Annotated in this window: 17 protein-coding genes and 1 riboswitch; of the genes, 7 read left to right on the top strand and 10 right to left on the bottom strand. The window is 67.3% G+C overall.

What is annotated here, in order from left to right:
• Window positions 1–68 precede the first annotated feature (68 nt).
• Window positions 69–305: riboswitch (cobalamin riboswitch) on the top strand.
• Window positions 306–415: 110 nt separating this feature from the next.
• From cobA to ABD05_RS14100, 4 genes are read left to right on the top strand one after another with little or no spacing between them, the layout of a single operon-like run.
• Window positions 416–1,225 carry a uroporphyrinogen-III C-methyltransferase gene (gene cobA, locus ABD05_RS14115; protein WP_175804795.1) on the top strand — a complete coding sequence of 270 codons (810 nt, stop codon included), beginning with the start codon at window positions 416–418 and terminating at the stop codon, window positions 1,223–1,225.
• The gene (locus ABD05_RS14110; RefSeq protein ID WP_047900653.1) at window positions 1,222–1,599 is read left to right on the top strand and encodes a cobalamin biosynthesis protein; all 378 of its coding nucleotides are present in this window, start codon (window positions 1,222–1,224) and stop codon (window positions 1,597–1,599) included. Before cobA ends, ABD05_RS14110 begins: the two co-directional genes overlap by 4 nt.
• A 34-nt stretch (window positions 1,600–1,633) precedes the next feature.
• Window positions 1,634–2,236 (top strand): cob(I)yrinic acid a,c-diamide adenosyltransferase, encoded by a 603-nt coding sequence (gene cobO, locus ABD05_RS14105; protein WP_034184156.1) that lies wholly within the window; start codon window positions 1,634–1,636, stop codon window positions 2,234–2,236.
• A gap of 2 nt (window positions 2,237–2,238) precedes the next feature.
• Window positions 2,239–3,543, top strand: coding sequence for a cobyrinic acid a,c-diamide synthase CobB (locus tag ABD05_RS14100; RefSeq protein ID WP_047900652.1), 1,305 nt, complete (start codon window positions 2,239–2,241; stop codon window positions 3,541–3,543).
• A gap of 91 nt (window positions 3,544–3,634) precedes the next feature.
• On the opposite strand, the gene ABD05_RS14095 is transcribed toward ABD05_RS14100, so the two are convergent.
• The 3 genes from ABD05_RS14095 to bamE all read right to left on the bottom strand — a co-directional run bounded on the left by ABD05_RS14095 (window position 3,635) and on the right by bamE (window position 4,829).
• Window positions 3,635–3,934, bottom strand: a complete 300-nt coding sequence (locus ABD05_RS14095; RefSeq protein WP_047900651.1) for a type II toxin-antitoxin system RelE/ParE family toxin — start codon at window positions 3,932–3,934, stop codon at window positions 3,635–3,637.
• A complete protein-coding gene (locus ABD05_RS14090; RefSeq protein WP_047900650.1) occupies window positions 3,924–4,169 on the bottom strand; it encodes a type II toxin-antitoxin system ParD family antitoxin in 246 nt (81 codons plus the stop codon). The genes ABD05_RS14095 and ABD05_RS14090 overlap by 11 nt, the downstream gene beginning before the upstream one ends.
• A gap of 120 nt (window positions 4,170–4,289) precedes the next feature.
• A complete protein-coding gene (bamE, locus tag ABD05_RS14085) occupies window positions 4,290–4,829 on the bottom strand; it encodes an outer membrane protein assembly factor BamE domain-containing protein (RefSeq protein WP_047901214.1) in 540 nt (179 codons plus the stop codon).
• A 237-nt stretch (window positions 4,830–5,066) separates the two neighbouring features.
• On the opposite strand from bamE, the gene ABD05_RS14080 reads away from it, so the two are divergent.
• Window positions 5,067–6,389, top strand: coding sequence for an integrase catalytic domain-containing protein (locus ABD05_RS14080; protein WP_167347847.1), 1,323 nt, complete (start codon window positions 5,067–5,069; stop codon window positions 6,387–6,389).
• A gap of 212 nt (window positions 6,390–6,601) precedes the next feature.
• Here ABD05_RS14080 and ABD05_RS14075 read toward each other — a convergent pair whose 3' ends face one another.
• Window positions 6,602–7,765, bottom strand: coding sequence for a M20 aminoacylase family protein (locus tag ABD05_RS14075; RefSeq protein ID WP_047900649.1), 1,164 nt, complete (start codon window positions 7,763–7,765; stop codon window positions 6,602–6,604).
• A gap of 342 nt (window positions 7,766–8,107) precedes the next feature.
• Between ABD05_RS14075 and ABD05_RS14070 the strand changes: the two genes are divergently transcribed.
• Together ABD05_RS14070 and ABD05_RS14065 are read left to right on the top strand one after the other, a co-directional pair.
• On the top strand, window positions 8,108–9,181 hold the full coding sequence (locus ABD05_RS14070; RefSeq protein WP_047900648.1) for a type IV toxin-antitoxin system AbiEi family antitoxin: 1,074 nt from the start codon (window positions 8,108–8,110) through the stop codon (window positions 9,179–9,181).
• Entirely contained in the window at window positions 9,150–10,055 is a 906-nt protein-coding gene (locus ABD05_RS14065; protein WP_047900647.1) for a nucleotidyl transferase AbiEii/AbiGii toxin family protein, read from the top strand. Before ABD05_RS14070 ends, ABD05_RS14065 begins: the two co-directional genes overlap by 32 nt.
• Window positions 10,056–10,103: 48 nt before the next feature.
• Here ABD05_RS14065 and ABD05_RS14060 read toward each other — a convergent pair whose 3' ends face one another.
• The 6 genes from ABD05_RS14060 to ABD05_RS14035 all read right to left on the bottom strand — a co-directional run bounded on the left by ABD05_RS14060 (window position 10,104) and on the right by ABD05_RS14035 (window position 16,654).
• Window positions 10,104–10,520, bottom strand: coding sequence for a PIN domain-containing protein (locus tag ABD05_RS14060; protein WP_027787436.1), 417 nt, complete (start codon window positions 10,518–10,520; stop codon window positions 10,104–10,106).
• Window positions 10,517–10,780 (bottom strand): type II toxin-antitoxin system VapB family antitoxin, encoded by a 264-nt coding sequence (gene vapB / locus ABD05_RS14055; protein ID WP_047901212.1) that lies wholly within the window; start codon window positions 10,778–10,780, stop codon window positions 10,517–10,519. Before vapB ends, ABD05_RS14060 begins: the two co-directional genes overlap by 4 nt.
• 250 nt (window positions 10,781–11,030) lie before the next feature.
• Window positions 11,031–12,047 carry a GNAT family N-acetyltransferase gene (locus ABD05_RS14050; protein WP_047900646.1) on the bottom strand — a complete coding sequence of 339 codons (1,017 nt, stop codon included), beginning with the start codon at window positions 12,045–12,047 and terminating at the stop codon, window positions 11,031–11,033.
• Window positions 12,047–12,886, bottom strand: a complete 840-nt coding sequence (locus ABD05_RS14045; protein WP_047901211.1) for a formyltransferase family protein — start codon at window positions 12,884–12,886, stop codon at window positions 12,047–12,049. Before ABD05_RS14045 ends, ABD05_RS14050 begins: the two co-directional genes overlap by 1 nt.
• Before the next feature lie 83 nt (window positions 12,887–12,969).
• Window positions 12,970–15,231, bottom strand: coding sequence for a TonB-dependent siderophore receptor (locus ABD05_RS14040; RefSeq protein WP_476577967.1), 2,262 nt, complete (start codon window positions 15,229–15,231; stop codon window positions 12,970–12,972).
• A 46-nt stretch (window positions 15,232–15,277) separates the two neighbouring features.
• Window positions 15,278–16,654, bottom strand: a complete 1,377-nt coding sequence (locus tag ABD05_RS14035; protein ID WP_047900644.1) for a lysine N(6)-hydroxylase/L-ornithine N(5)-oxygenase family protein — start codon at window positions 16,652–16,654, stop codon at window positions 15,278–15,280.
• Between the last annotated feature and the right edge of the window lie 24 nt (window positions 16,655–16,678).

Here is a 16,678-nt window from a genome sequence, read left to right as displayed (position 1 = left end):
CCGCCGCGCCACGCCGGAGGCCGCTTCCGGCATCGGCGAAGCGGGTTCGCGCGGGCGGATCGCTGTGCTATCGTAGCGCCGCGTTCGGTGCTCGCATGCGCATTCCGCGCATGCAGTTAAACGGGAAACAGGAGGCGGACCACCGCCCGGCCTGTGCTGTCCCCGCAACGGTACGCCGCCCGCGCGACGCGCTTCCCCGCGCACGCGCCCATGCCGCCCACGATGCCACTGCCCTTCAGCCGGGCGGGAAGGCTGCGGCCTGGCAAGCGGCCAGCCCGGATACCGGCCGACGCAAGGGGCGAGCCCGACGCTCGCCGAACGCCCGGTCCGCGGGGGACGGATGGGGTGCGCATTCCGCCCGCGTTCGCGCGGGCTTCGCCCGATCCGTTATGCGTTGCCTGTCCGCCGGCCGCCGATGTGCCGCCCGCCTTCCCCTTTCCACTGTCTCGACACGGTGCGCGCCGTGCCGCGCGCGATGAGCCGCGCGTGGCTCATCGGCGCCGGTCCCGGCGCCGCCGACCTGTTGACGCTCCGGGCCGTGCGCGCGATCGGCGCGGCGGACGTGCTGCTCGTCGACGATCTCGTGAACCCCGACGTGCTGCGACATGCGCGCGCCGACGCGCACATCGAGCATGTCGGCAAGCGCGGCGGTCATGCGTCGACGCCGCAGGAAGCGATCGTCGCCGCGATGCTCGCGCACCTGCGCGCCGGCCGCAGCGTCGCGAGGCTCAAGGGCGGCGATCCGTTCGTGTTCGGCCGCGGCGGCGAGGAACTGGCCGCGCTCGGCGCGGCCGGTTTTCCGGTCGAGGTCGTGAACGGCATCACCGCGGGCATCGCCGCACCGGCCGCGCTCGGCATTCCGGTGACGCAGCGCGGCGACGCGCAGGGCGTGATCTTCGTCACGGGCCACGGCGCGGGCGCCGACGAACCCGACTGGCGCGCGCTGGCGGCCACGCGCATGACGATCGTGATCTACATGGGCATCCGCCGGCTCGATGCGATCGCGGCGGCGCTGCGTAACGGCGGCCTGCCCGGCGATACGCCGTGCGCGGCGATCGAGAACGCGACGCGCCCCGAACAGCGGCACGTGCTCGCGACGCTCGACACCGTCGTCGAACGCGTCGGCGCGACCGGCATCGGTTCGCCGGCGATCGTCGTGATCGGCCGCGTCGCGGCGCTGGCCGACGATCCCGCGATACGCGCGGCGCTCGGCGGCGGTGCATGATGCGCGTCGCGCTCGGCGTCGGTTTCCGTGCGGGCGTGACGGCCGCGCAACTCGATGCCGCGATCCGCGCGGCGCTGGCGCTTTACCCGGCCGCCGAACCGGCGCTCGTCGCGACGCTTGCCGACAAGGCGCGTGCCCGCGCGCTGCGCACGTTGTGCGCGCGACGCGGCTGGCCGCTCGTCGCGTTCGACGCGGCGCAACTCGCGAGCCGTCCCGAACTGGCCGCGAGCGGCCCGTCGGACGCGGCGCTCGCGCGCTTCGGCGTCGCGGGCGTGGCCGAGCCGTGCGCGCAACTCGCGGCGCCGCACGGCCGGCTGCTCGGCCCCAAATCCATCCGGGACGGCGTGACGGTCGCACTCGCCGGCCCGCTCTGAACCTTTTGTTTCGCTTTCGACAGGACGATTCCCGATGAAGACCGATTCCGAATCCCATCAGCGGATGGCCGAGCGCCGCCGCGCCGGCCACGAGAAGAAGCAGGCCGCCGCCACCCATGAAAAAGGCCTGCTGATCGTCCACACCGGCAACGGCAAGGGCAAGAGCACGGCCGCGTTCGGCATGGCCGTGCGCGTGCTCGGCCACGGCATGCGGCTCGGCGTCGTGCAGTTCATCAAGGGCGCGCTGCACACGTCCGAGCGCGATTTCCTCGGCGCGGTCGCGGAATGCGACTTCGTGACGATGGGCGACGGCTATACGTGGAACACGCAGAACCGCGACGCCGACATCGCGACCGCGCGCAAGGGCTGGGACGAGGCGCGCCGGATGATCGAAAGCGGCGACTACCGGATGGTGATCCTCGACGAGCTGAACACCGTGCTGAAGTACGAATACCTGCCGCTCGACGAAGTGCTCGCGACGCTCGTCGCGCGTCCGGAGTCGGTGCATGTGGTCGTCACCGGGCGGCACGCGCCCGATGCGCTGATCGATGCGGCCGATCTCGTCACCGAAATGCGGCTGGTCAAGCATCCGTACAAGGAGCAAGGCGTGAAGGCGCAGCGCGGCGTGGAGTTCTGAGCGTGCCGGCCTGCCCCGCACTGTTCGTCAGCGCGCCCGCGTCCGGCCAGGGCAAGACGTCGGTGACGGCCGGCCTCGCGCGGCTGCACCGCCGGCTCGGCCGCCGCGTGCGCGTGTTCAAGACCGGGCCCGATTTTCTCGATCCGATGCTGCTCGAACGCGCGAGCGGCGCGCCCGTGCATGCGCTCGACCTCGGGATGGTCGGCGAGGCCGGCTGCCGCGCGCTGCTGGCCGATGCCGCGCGCGATGCGGACCTGATCCTGATCGAAGGCGTGATGGGGCTGTTCGACGGCACGCCGAGCAGTGCCGACCTCGCGGCCGCGTTCGGCGTACCGGTCGTCGCGGTGATTTCCGCGAAGTCGATGGCGCAGACCTTCGCCGCGATCGCGTTCGGGCTCGCGCGGTTCCGGTCGGGGCTGCCGTTTCACGGCGTGCTGGCAAACCGCGTCGGCTCGGCCCGGCATGCGGAATTGCTGCAACAGGCGCTGCCCGCCGACCTGCGCTGGCTCGGCCACGTGCCGGCCGAAGCGGGCATCGCGTTGCCGGAGCGGCATCTCGGCCTGCACCAGCCGGCCGACATCGACGACCTCGATGCGCGGCTCGAGCGCGCGGCCGACGTGCTCGCGCAGACGGCGCTCGCCGAATTGCCGCCTGCCGTCGCGTTCGCGGACCCGGACGTCGCGGCGCCGCTGCCGCGTGCGCTCGCCGGCAAGCGGATCGCGGTCGCGCGCGATGCGGCGTTCTCGTTCATCTATCCGGCGAATCTCGCGCTGCTCGATGCGCTCGGTGCGCAGTTGGGGTTCTTCTCGCCGCTCGCCGACGAACCGGTGCCGGACGATTGCGACGCGCTGTTCCTGCCGGGCGGCTATCCGGAGCTGCATGCGGCGACGCTCGCGGCGAATGACGAAACCGCGCGGACGATTCGTGCGCATGCGGCCGCAGGCCGGCCGATCGTCGCGGAATGCGGGGGGATGGTGTATCTGTGTGAATCGCTGACCGACGTGGACGGCGCGACGACGCCGATGCTCGGCCTGCTGCCGGGCCAGGTGACGATGCAGCGCCGGTTCGCGGCGCTCGGCATGCAGCAGCTCGATACGCGCACCGGGCCGATGCGCGGCCATACGTTCCACTATTCGCGGCTCGCGACGCCGCTGGAACCGGTCGCGAACGCGGTGCGCCCGGATGGCGCGCCGGGCAGCGGCGAAGCCGTCTATCGCCGCGGCGCGATCGTCGCGACGTACATGCACATGTACTGGCCGTCGAATCCGGATGTGGTCGTGGCTTTGTTCAGCGGGGAAGCGTTCTAGACTGCTCGATGCCGCGCTCGGATCGAGGCGGCACACGTCAAGCCGGGATTGCGAGCTACTTTGCAACGATCGCGCCGCTCGACTTGCGCGGCTACAGATGTCGTTCGATATCCATTCGCTGATGCAGGACCCGAATCACGTCGATCGCGTCATCCGCTTCGCGATAGAACACGACGTGAGAGCCAACTGCGTACCGGAAATATCCATCCCGAACAATGCAAGTTCGACCAGCCTTCTTGCCGCGCGCCAGCGCTTCGATCGTCCCGATCAGATCGCGATGATAGTGGTCTGCCTGCGCGAGCGACCAATGCTCGGCGGTATAACGCCAAATGTCTTCGAGATCGAGTTCGGCCAGCGGTGTCAGCCGAAGCTGCTTGCCTTTAACCGCCATGCGTGGCCCGCATGCGGACCAGGAAGGCCTTGCTGTCGAATGGCTTGGGCGCCCCTGATGCCTCACCGGCCTTCAACGCTTCTTGCAACGCACGCATTTGCGTTTCGTGCGACTCGAGGAGCCGCAAACCGGCTCGCACGACGTCGCTTGCGGAACCGTATCGCCCCGATTGCACTTGAGCGTCGACAAATTCGGCAAAGTGGTCGCCCAGGGAAACGGATGTGTTTCGCGACATGAGTCACCTCCTTTTCAATGCGACCATCATATACCAAAATTTGGTACATCTTGCATTCGGACGCCGTGGCGCACTTGCCGATGTCCGGCCCGCACCGCATGCGTTGCCACCTTCGTCAGGTCAGGGTTTTTCGCGGCCCGGCGCTTCCGAACGCGAAGTCCGGATCACGGTGCCGTCGGGCGAGAAATGCGCGTTGAACATCGCATCGCCCGATACGCCGCCCTCGGCCCAGTGCCAGCTCCACACCTCTTCATGGCTCAACGCATATTGCGCGACCTCGGTCGGCTTGCCGAGCAGTTGACGCACGTCGTCCTTCGACATCCCGGGCACGACCTTCGCGATGTTCGCCGCCGTCAGCGCCTGCGTGATCGACACGAGCCGGCCGTCGGATCCGAAATCGAGCATGTAGGTGCTCGTGCCGTACGGGCCGCGCGGATACTCGAACCGCTGCGAGCCGTCTTCGCCCTGCCTGACCATCTCGGGCTTGCCGGCCTGGCGGAGCACGTCCTCGACCGTCGAGACGCCCGGCTGCAGGTTGCCGAACGCCATCGGATCGGGCTTGATCGCATTGACCGCATCGGCCACCTTCTGGTCGTCGCATCCGGCTGCCAGAACGCCGACCGCACAAGCCGTCAGCACGGTCAGAAACTGTTTTCGCATGTCGTCCACACCTATATTCATCGAGCCGATCCGGCGTCGCGCGCAGCGTAGCACGCGGCCTGTCCCGCCGATGTCAAGGAGCGTCAAATCGACGTGCAGAGCGCTTTCCAATGGAACATGAGCCTGGGCGGGGGCTGCACTGGCTCTTGTGAAGCGCCTTTGGCGCGTTTCCAATGCAAATGAGCCTGTTGTTGGCCTGACACGTACGAGTTGACCGACATCGGAGCACCGGGGTGGATGATCATTTACCGGATGATCATCAATTTGAACGAATCGCAAATCCGTGCCCTGGACCAAGTGCGCGCCGTCCTCGACGGCACACAGACGCTCGACTTTGCACCCGCCGCGTGCCCTCACAAACGTCGCGAATGGGTCGCGTCTGTGCTACGGCGCTTTCGCTACGACCAGCTCAAGCGACCTCACCGGGGGCTCGTGCTGCGCTATCTGCGACGCTTTAGCGGCTTCAGCCGAGCTCACATGACACGGCTGGTACAACGCTGGGTGCAAGGGCAAAGGCTCGCATGGCTAAAGGGTTCCCCCGAGAATGCCTTCGCCCGCCGCTATACCGATGAGGACATCTTCACGCTCGCCGAGACCGAGCGCGAGTACGGCAGGCTTTCCGGCCCGGCGATGGTCATCGTGCTGCGCCGGATGTATCAGGTCTACAACGATGAGCGCTACGTGCGCCTGCAGCACCTTTCAGCGTCTCATCTGTACAACCTGCGACGTTCGCAGACTTATCGTCTGCATCACACGGTCTACACGAAGACTCAGACCAACCCCAGAGGCGCGGCAATCGCCGTGCGCCGGGCTCCCGCACCAGAGAACCGCCCCGGATTTATCCGCATCGACAGCGTTCATCAGGGCAACATCGAAGAACAGCGCGGCGTGTATCACATCAATGCCGTCGACTGCGTAACCCAGTGGGAAGTCGTCGCGACCGTGCCAACGCTGGAGCGAGAACACATGCTTCCGGTACTGCGCGACATGATTGACCAGTTTCCATTCCGTGTTCTCGGCTTTCACAGCGATGGCGGTTCGGAGTACATCAACCATGAGGTCGCAAAGATGCTCAAGGAACAACTCATCGACTTTACCCGCTCACGTCCACGACGCTGCAACGACAACGCACTGGCCGAATCCAAGAACGGCAATGTGGTACGCAGGCAATTTGGCTATGCGCACATACCGGCCGAGTGGGCGAAGCAGTTCAATGCCTTTTGCGTAGATCTGCTTAATCCGTTTTTGAACATGCACCGACCCTGTCTTTTCGGCACCGAAGTTCCTGATCCCAAGAAGCCGGGCCGAACGCGACGCGTTCACCGACCCGAAGATGTGATGACGCCGCTTGAGAAGCTTGCCAGCCTGCCGGACGCAGATGATTTCCTGCGCAAGGGCATCACGCTCGATCAACTGAAGCAGCAGGCGCGCAGCCAGACAGATATCGAGTCCGCCCGTCAGGTTCGCCAGGCACGCGAACGTCTGATGGGCAAGGTTGCCGACCAAAACCGGCCTCGGTACCCCGATGTATGGAGCTTGGCTCGGGCACGCGGCACATAACCCGCGAAGGGGAAGCCGCTACGGGCTACGCCCTTCACGGCTTCCCCTTCGCAACCGAGGCTCCCCGTACCCTAAAATGCAGCTTCCTTTAACGACCATCCAGCCTCAAGTACTCCGCTCCCTCCAGGCTCCTTTCGGTTTTGGAAAGTACTGCAGAGCGCTTTCCAATGGAACATGAGCCTGGGCGGGGGCTGCGCCGCCGCGCCGCTGCGTCAAACCAGGAACGCCTCGGCCAGCTTGACCCAGTACGACGCGCCGGTCGGCAACGCAGCGTCGTTGAAGTCGTAGCCCGGGTTGTGCACCATGCAGCCGCCCTCCCCGTCGCCGTTGCCGATGATCAGGTAACAGCCCGGCCGCTTCTCGAGCAGGAACGCGAAATCCTCGCTGCCGGTGAGCGGCACCATTCCATCGATCAGGTTCGCATCGCCCACCCACTCGCGCGCGACGTTGCGTGCGTACGCGGTCATCTCCGCATCGTTGACGAGCACCGGGTAGCGGCGCTGGTAGTCGATCGTCGCGGTCGCGCCGAACACGGCCGCCTGCGCGTGCACGGCTTCCTTGATGCGTGTCTCGAGCAGGTCGCGCACCTCCGGTTTCAGCGCGCGCACCGACAGGCGCATCTGCGCGCGATCGGGAATCACGTTCGGCGCCTCGCCCGCGTGGATCGCGCCGACCGTGACGATCGCCATGTCGAGCGGCGGCACGTTGCGCGACACGATCGTCTGCAACGCCAGCACGATCTGCGCACACACGACGACGGGATCGATCGCCTTGTGCGGCATTGCGCCGTGGCCGCCGCGGCCCTGCACGTCGATGGTCACGGTATCCGACGACGCCATGAACGGCCCCGGCAGGAAACCGAACTTGCCCGTCGGGAAGCCCGGCATGTTGTGCATCGCGAAGATTGCGTCGCACGGGAACAGTTCGAACAAGCCTTCGTCGAGCATCTTCTTCGCGCCGCCGAGCCCTTCCTCGGCCGGCTGGAAAATCAGGTTCAGCGTGCCCGAGAAGCGGCGCTCGCGCGCGAGATGCTTCGCGGCCGCGAGCAGCATCGCCGTGTGGCCGTCGTGGCCGCACGCGTGCATCTTGCCGGCGATCGTGCTCTGGTACGGCAGGCCCGTCGCCTCGTGGATCGGCAGCGCGTCCATGTCGGCGCGCAGGCCGAGGCGCTGCGTGCCGTTGCCTACCTGCAGCTGCGCGACGACACCAGTGCCGCCGAGCCCGCGATGCACCGTGTAGCCCCACGACTGCAGTTGCTGCGCGACGAGGTCGCTCGTCGCGAATTCCTCGAAACCCAGTTCGGGATGTGCATGGATGCGGTGCCGGATTTCGATCATTTCGTCGGCAAGGCCTGCGGGAATCACGCTGTGCGTCACGGTGTCGTCTCCTGTGTCCGGTGGGGAATGTGCTGGCAAGAATAGTCGGTTCGCAGGCAACCGGGCAGACGGAAAGTCGTCGCGGTAGCAACCGGTGGTTGCCGTATCGGGCACGGCGCGCGGTAATCGCAAACCAGCCATCCGGACGACTGCCACACACGATCCGGACACGTGAAACTGTGCGCTCCGCATCGATTTCCCGTGCATGAAGGTCCGGCGATGGCTGCTCAGACATCTGAAATATCGTCTACACATCAAAGGCTTGTGAATTCTTGTTCACTTTTTGACGTCTGTACATTTTTTGTGTACGCTGACAAAGGAGTGAACAAACGATCGCCTCTGATGCCCGAGAACGCCCCCCTCCCGATGTCGGAACAGCATGTGCTCGACGAAGCCTGCGCCGCATTCGAACGCGCGACCCGGCGCTTCAGGGCGCGGCCCGTGCGAGTGCCGGCCGCGTACAACGCGCATGCCGACGCGATGATCCGCTTCGACGTTGCCGGGCAGGCATTCGAGATGCCGGTCGCCGTGAGCCTGCGCGTCGAATCGCTGCCGGGCGCGCTCGCGGAATTGCGCCGCCGCGGCGGCGCTGCCCAGATGACCGGCGAGCGGCCGCTGATGCTGATCGCGCCGTATCTTTCGGCCGAACTGGCCGCCGGCCTGACCGACCAGGGCATTCCGTTTCTCGACACCGCAGGCAACGCATGCCTGATTCAGCCGGAGGCGACCGTGATGATCGCGGGCCGGCCGAAGCCCGCACGCGCACCGCGCCGGCAGTCGTCGCGTGCGACGACGCCGAAGGGGCTGGCCGTGATGTTCGCGCTCGCGACGCAGCCGGGCCTCGTCGCGCAACCGTATCGGGGAATCGCCGCCGCGTCGGGCGTTGCGCTCGGCACCGTCAATCTCGCGATGGACGATCTGATCGCGCGCGGCCTCGTCGGGCAGCGCCGCAACGGCGAGCGCCTGATTCCCGACTGGCCGCGCTTCGTGCAGGAATGGGTCGCGCTGTACCCGAGCCGCTTGCGCGCAAAGCTGTCGAGCCGCCGGTTTGCCGGCCTCGCGCCCGACTGGTGGCGCGGTTTCGATTTTGCATCGTTCGATGCACGGCTCGGCGGCGAGCCGGCGGCCGACCTGCTGACGCACGACCTGAAGCCGGCCGCGATCACCGTCTATACGCACGGCGCGGTGCCGAACCGCCTGCTGCTCCAGGCCCGGCTGCGTCCGGACGAGCGCGGCGACGTCGAAATCCTCGAAGCGTTCTGGCCGCGCTCGCCTGCGCTCGACTGGCGCGAGCAGGATGTGCCGCTCGTACCGCCACTGCTGATCTACGCGGATCTCGTCTCGTCCGGGGACAGCCGCAATCTTGCCGCCGCCGAACGGATCCATGACCGATACCTCGCCCACCCGCCCGCTTGAAGTCGATGCACGCCGGCCGCTCGAGCCCGCCGCGGTCGCGCTGCTGCACGCGGTCGGCCTGGCCTGCGCACGCCTCGATGCGGGCTTCGTCGTCGCCGGCGCAACCGCGCGCGACATCCTGATGTGGCATGTCTATGGCATCCGGCCGGTGCGCGCGACGCGGGACGTCGACGTTGCGGTGTGCGCGGTGAGCTGGCCGTTTCACGAGCAGCTCGTCGATGCGCTCGTCGCGACCGGGCAATTCATGCGCGCGCCGAAACAGCAGCAGAAACTGCTGTTCGAAACCGGAACGCACGGTTTTCGCACCGAGCTCGATCTCGTGCCGTTCGGGCCGCTCGAAACGCCGCCGGGCGAGATCGCGTGGCCGCCGGGCGGCGAATTCGTGCTGAACGTGCTCGGGTTCCAGGAAGCGGTCGACACGGCGCAGCCGGTGTCGATCGATGCGCGCACCGTGGTGCCTGTGGCCAGCCTGCCGGCGCTCGCGTTGCTGAAGTTGCTCGCATGGAAGGACCGGCGCGCGCGCCAGAACAGCGACGCGTACGACCTGCTGTTCCTGCTGCGCAATTTTCACGATGCCGGCAACCGCGAACGCATCTGGGATGCCGCGCCGGACCTGCTCGAGACACATGCGTTCCAGCCTGGCATCGCCGCCGCCGCGCTGCTCGCGCGGGATGCGAAGCGGATTGCTTCGCCGCAAACGCGCGACGCCATCCGCGCGCTGTTGTCCGACGAAGCGACTTACGCGGCGCTCGGCCAGGATCTGCTGGCACGTGCGTTCGCGCTGTTGCCGGGAGAATTCATCGATGACGCCGACCGGTATCTCGACGCGTTCCGCCACGCCTTTCTCGTTGATCCGCCAGCGCCGCACGCGTGATGCGCCGCTGCGAAGCAGCAACGTCATCGCGCTTTCGCGGCACTGCGCTCAGGCCGCCCAGTCTTCGAGCGACAATCCGGCGACGCGGCCGAATTCCCGCCCGTTGTTCGTGACGAGCACCGCGCCGGCCGCGATTGCATGCCCGGCGATCGACGCATCGTTCGCACCGATCGGCGTGCCGCGCGCGGCGAGATCCGCGCGAATCGCGGCCGTTGCATCGACGGCCGCCGTATCCCACGACAGCACACCGTCCAGCCGCGAAACAAAGGCCGTCACGAGTTCCGCATGCTTCGGCGACGCCTTCCTGCCGACGGCCCCGAACCGCATCTCGGCATAGGTAATCGCCGACACGACGATCCGGTGCTGCGCGTTCACGCACGACTGCAGCCGCGACAGCACCACGGGCGGCCGCTCGCGCATGATGAACGAACAAATGTTCGTATCGAGCATGTAGAGCGTGGTCACCGGCCGGACTCCGTCGGCGCGCCGGCATCGCCGGACAGGTCGAAACGGCCGGACTCGATGACGGCCGGGCGTTCGGCGAGGAAATCGGCGTCGGCCAGAGGTTCGTTCGCGAACGACAGCCACGTGGGGCGCACGGGGCGCAGCAGCAGCGTGTCGCCCTCGCGGCGGATCTCGAGTTCCGTCACACCCTCGAACTCCATGTCCTTCGGGATGCGGATTGCCTGGTTACGGGCGTTCTTGAAAATGGAAACGGTGCGCATGAGCCACTCCATGAGAGTACGATGCGCCCATTCTAGACATATGTTTGCATATGTCAATTTGAGGGGAGGCGAATCGGACGTCGCGCCCCACGCTGTCGCGGGTGTTTTTGTCATGCTGCCGGCCTGTCGTCGATGAGGAGAGCGATCCATTCTTCACGACGCGGGCCGCGCAGTCCATATCCCGGACGGCCGATGCACGCGCGATGCACGGTCGCGCGCAACGTCGCACCGACGCTGCGCGCCCGCCCCGTCACGGCAACCGGAAAGTGTCGAAGAATGTGTCGCGCTCGATCACGGTGAGCGCCGCGCGCTTGTGCGGGAAGTCGAATTCCTTCAGCGTGTAGAACCCGAGCCGGTGCATGTACGCAATATGTCGCACGTGATCGACGCGCGGCTCGCCGACGAGCCGCTGCGTGCGCGGTTCGTCGACGAACATGTAGTGCAGCACCCCGCTCCACCACGCATGCAGCTTGCCCGCGCTCTGGAAGCGCGAATCGCCGATCAGCAGGTGCAGCCCGCGATCGTAGTCGTGCGCGTCGTAGAACGGCGCGAGGCGGTCCTCCTTCGCCCAGTAGAACTCGAAATAACCGAACGGCGTGTCGTCGAAATAGCCGATCATCGGATGCATGTGCGGATCGGCGAGCCGCTCGGCGAGATACGCCGCATGCTCGTCGCGCGTGCCGCGCTGGTCCCAGAACTGCGCGACGCGATCGAGGTTCATCCAGCCGCTGAACAGGTCCGCGTGCGCGTCGATATCGACGGTGCGCAGGCTGAACGTCATCCCGACCTGCGGCATGGTGCGCGCATAGATCTCGCCGGCCGGCGACGGCGGCCGCACCGGGTGCCGGTGGCCGTTCGTGATCGCGTAGCGCAGCGGCATCCCGCCCGATGCGGGCGCCTTCAGCCACGGCCGCCCGTTCTGCCAGAACGTCGTGCGCGACACGTTCAGGCGCAGCGTGTCGCCGGCGACCTGCGCGCCGTCGATCACGCCTTCGCGCACCGCGCGCGCGACGTACGACTCGACGGCCGCCGCACTGGCGCCGCCGAGCGGCACCGAGATCGTTGCCGCGTCGTGCCGCGTATCGGTGTTGAACAGCTCGACGAACGCATCGAGCAGTACGTCCGGCGAGTCGTCGGGATGCCATGCGTCGAGCGTGTGCTCGACGACCTGCGCCGCGTGGCCGTGCGCGACACCGTCGAGCGCAACCGCCACCTCGCCTTCGACGGCATCAGCGGCGCCAGCCGGCTTCGTCAGCGTGTCTTCCATCACAGTGCTCCCGCGTCGTGGCGGTCGGCGAGGACGTGAAGCCCCCGCTCGAGTGCCGGAAACAGGCTGCGCTGGAAGTTGTTCCAGCGCAGTTCGAGAATCGTGTCGTCCGGCGCGATCGGCGTGTCGAGCACGTCGCAGATCACCTCGCCGGAATCGATGCCGTTGTCGACGTAGTGGAACGACGCGCCCGTCATCGTCACGGGCTCGACGGACGACGTCGCGCCGCTCGCCCAGTCGACCCGTTCGCCGCGCGCGCCGTGCAGCGCGTCGAGCGTCGCCCACGCGCCGCGCCGCTGGTACGGCGAATCGTCGGCCGTGATGCCCGGGTGGATATTCGCGATGCGCCGGTGAAAGCGCGCGCCGGGCCGCACGAGTTCGTCGAGGATCACGAGCAGCCCGTCGAGCACGACGACGTCGGCGTCGAGTTCGAGCAGGCGCTCGAGCAGGCGGCGCTCGAACGCCTGTTTGCCTGCCACGCGCTCGCGCGCGTCGCGCGGCAGCCGCCGGTACGTCGACGGTATCGAGCAGAACAGTTCGTCGACCGGCCGGCCCTGCACCGTCAACCCGTCCGGCAGGATCCACGGCCGGCCCGGCGTGCGCGCGAAGCCGTAGTCGGCCACCTTCGCGCGGTCGGCCGGCGAACCGTCGTCGTCGTCGACGATCACGCCCTTGAGCGTGTAGCGCTCGCCGAGCGGCGAGTCGTTCAGGCGCTCGACGAGGAATTCGAGCGGTGCCTTCATGTAGCGCGTGCCGCCCTGATAAGCGACCGGCTGGCCGGCGCGATCGGCCGCGCCGTTGCGCAGCGACTGGATGTAGACGAGATTTTTCTTCGGCATGGATACGTCGTGGAAAAAGCGGACGAAGGCGCCGCGGCCGATCCGCGCCGGCCACGAAGGTCGGCAGGCCGCGGCGCGCGACGTCACCAGTTGTATTTCGCGGTCGCGATCACCGTGCGGTCGGTGCCGAACACGCAGACGTTGGCCGACTGGCAACCGCTGATGTAGTGGCGGTTGGCCAGGTTCGTCCCGTTCACGGCGAAGCGCCAGTTACGCGTGTCGTAATGCACGCCCGCGTCGAACACCGTGACGCTCGATACCGTCAGCGAGTTGTCGGCCGCACCGGCCGACGCGCTCTGGTAGCGAACGCCGCCGCCGAGGCCGAAGCCCGCGAGCGGCCCGGTGTGCCACGTCCAGTCGGCCCACAGCGACGCCATCTGGCGCGGGCGCGGAATGTCGACCGGCCAGTTGTTCAGCGACACGTCGTTCGCCTTCACGTTCTTCACGTCCTGGTACACATACGACGCGATCAGCGACAGGTTCCGCGTGAGCTTGCCGGTCGCGCTCAGCTCGATCCCGCGCGAACGCACTTCACCGGTCTGCACCGACTTCGTGCCGGTATTGTCCTGACTCGGCAGCGCCGGCGTGATCCCGTTGGTCTGGTTGATCTGGTAGATCGCCGCGTTCAGCATCAGGTTCTTGCCGGGCGGCTGCCAGCGCAGGCCGGCCTCGATCTGCTTGCCGCGCGTCGGCTGCGGCAGCCCGCCGCCGAGCAGGTTCACGCCGATCAGCGGGTTGAACGACGTCGCGTAGCTGACGTACGGCGACAGCCCGTAATCGCCCTGGTAAGTGAGGCCGACGCGGCCGGTGAATGCCGTCACGTCCGCCTTCGTCGACGTGCCGCCCGCGCGATCGTCCATCCGCATGTTGACCCAGTCTTCGCGACCGCCGAGCGTCAGCGTCCAGCGGTTCCACTTGATCTGGTCCTGCGCGTACAGGCCGAACGTGTTCAGCGTCGTGTACGTGTTGGTGCGGAACGTCGACGCCGGATCGAACACCGCCGTCGTGACCGGCAGGTAGACCGGGTTGTAGATGTTCAGCGGCGGCGCCGCGGCGAGCCATTCGCTGTCGGTCGCGGTCTGGCGGTTGTACTGGAAGCCGAGCAGCAGCGTGTGCTGGAGCGGGCCCGTCGCGAAGCGGCCTTCCACGTTGTTGTCGATGTCGAAGCGGCTGTAGTTCATCTGGAACACGCCGGCCCAGCGCGACACGTCGGTCGTGCTGCCGTCGACGAAGCCGTTGCCGAACACCGAGCCGTTGTCGAGCGACAGGTGCATCAGGCGCACGTTCTGCCGGAACTTCCACGCCGAAGTCAGGTTCTGCTCGAACTGGTAACCGACCGACCACTGCTTCTTGCGGTAGTAGTTGAAGTTCGGGTCGCCTTCGTAGACGTCCTTGTCGATCTGCCCGTTCGGGTTCGGCAGCACCGTGCCCTGCGCGGGCAGGAAGTTCGACGAGATGTCGCCCCAGTCCTGCAGGTAGGTCGCGGACAGCGTCAGCGACGTATCCGCGTTCGGGCGCCAGCGGAACGACGGCGCGAGCGCGACGCGCTGGTCGTTGTTCGGGCCCGTCAGCGCATTGCCGTCGCGCGCGACGCCGACGAAGCGGTACGCGTACTTGCCGTCGGCATCGAGCTTGTCGCCGACGTCGATCATGAACTGCTTGCGCGCGTAGTTGCCGATCTGCACCCCGGCTTCGCGCACGCGCTCGCCGTCGGCGAGCTTGGTCTGCACGTCGATGATCGCGCCGGGGTCGCCCGCGCCGTACAGCACCGACGTCGGCCCGCGCAGCACGTTGATGCTATCGATCATGTACGGATCGACGCGCCAGCTCGCGAGGTTGATCGTGTTCGGCACCTGCAGCCCGTTCACGTAGGCGGTCGGCGTGAAGCCGCGCAGCGCCGCGTACCAGTCCGAACGGTTGTCCGAACCGTACGACGAGAAGCCCGGCACGTAGCGCAGCGCCGCGTTCACGTCGGTCGCACCGGTCATCTCGATCTGCTGTGCGGTGACGACGTTGATCGTCTGCGGGATCTCGTTGATCGGCGTGTCGGTCTTCGTGCCGGTCCTGCTGCGCTTCGCGACGAGCCCGACCGTGCCGTCGCCTTCCGAGGCCGCGTTGACGGTGATCGCCGGCAGCGTGCCGTTCGGCGAGCCATTCTGCGCGCCGGTCGACGCACTGGCCGCCGCACTCGCCGCCACGCCGTTCTGCGCACTGCTGGCCGACGCCGCGGCGCCAGCGTTGACGGCCGGCGTCGTCTGGGCGTAAACCTGCCCCGCAGCCGCACCGAACGCCACGCTCGCCGCGGCTGCGATCGCACGCAAACGCGTGCCTGTTGCCCACTCCATCTTTCTCTGCTCCACTTTTTTCATGCGGTCTCCGACCGCGCCTTTGTCAAAGAGCGAAAGCCATCCGGCCCGCGCTCACCCCGTTTTCCTGTCGTTTTTCGTGCGGTGCCCGGGCCGCGCCATCGTCATGGGCGGGCGCGATCCCGTCTTCGAGCGATGCGCAGATCTCGTCCGCGCGGCGCGCCAGTACCGACAGCAGCGTGTCGGACAATCCGTGGCTGTCTTCGCAGCAGCCTTGCAGGTAGATGCGCGGCGCGAAGTGCTCGGGCGTCGCGAGCAGGTAGTCGCGCGTCACGTCGCCGCGCGTGAGCGCATCGCCCAGGTGCGGCGCGAGCCCTTCGAGCAGCGCGGAATGCGTGTCGCGGCGATAGCCGGTCGCGAGCACGAGCGCGTCGAAGCGCTCGACGCGCGTGGCGCCGCTCATCCGGTCGCGCAGCGTCAGCTCGATGCGGCCGTCGCCGGTGCGCACCGCCGCCTCGATCGCGCTGTTCGCGAGCAGCGCATGACGCGGCGTGCCGTCGATGCGCTGCAGGTACAGCATTTCGTAGATCTGCTCGATCAGCGGCCGGTCGACCACCGCGTAGTTCGTATCGCGATAGCGTTCGAGCAGCGCGCGGCGCGCGTCGTGCGGCTGCGCATAGACGACATCGGTGAACTCCGGGCTGAAGATCTCGTTGACGAACGGGCTGTCGTCGGCGGGCTTCAGCGCCCCGGCGCGCATCACGAGGCTCGCGTCGACGTGCGGGAAGCGGCGTGCGAGATCGATGAACACCTCGGCCGCGCTCTGCCCCGCGCCGATCACCGCGACGCGGCGGCGCTCGCCGTCCGGCGCCGCGACGAGCCGGTCGATGTCGGTCAGATACGACGACGAATGGATCACGCGGTCGCGGCCGAGCGCGGCGAACGCATCCGGAACTGCCGGCGTGCCGCCGACGCCGACCGACAGCGCGCGCGTGACACGCTGGCGCTCGTGGCCTGCGACGTCGCGCGACAGCACGCGCAGCGCATCGATTCGCGCGCCGTCGCCGTGCACCGGCTCGATCGCCAGCACGGTCTCGCTGTAATGAACGCGATCGTCGAACGCATCGGCGACCCAGCTCAGGTAGTCGTGGAATTCGACGCGGGTCGGATAGAAGTTCTTCAGGTTGACGAATTCGTTCAGCCGGCCGCGTTCGAACAGGTAGTTGATGAACGTGTAGCGGCTTTTCGGATCGCGCATCGTGACGAGATCCTTCAGAAACGAGATCTGCATCCGGCAATCGTCGAGCAGCATCCCGCGATGCCAGCCGAATTCCGGCTGGCGCTCGACGAAGCAATGGGCGAACGTGCGTGCGCCGCTGCGCTCCGCGAGGCGAATGGCCAGCGCCAGATTCGACGGCCCGAAGCCGACGCCGATCAGGTCGAATACGGTTTCTCTCTGCATGTCTCAGGTCCCTTGTCAGTGATT

It is taken from the genome of Burkholderia pyrrocinia (assembly GCF_001028665.1).
Classification (GTDB): domain Bacteria; phylum Pseudomonadota; class Gammaproteobacteria; order Burkholderiales; family Burkholderiaceae; genus Burkholderia; species Burkholderia pyrrocinia.
The sequence above is the reverse complement of the archived record's forward strand: the minus strand, read 5'-3'. Positions and strand labels throughout refer to the sequence as shown.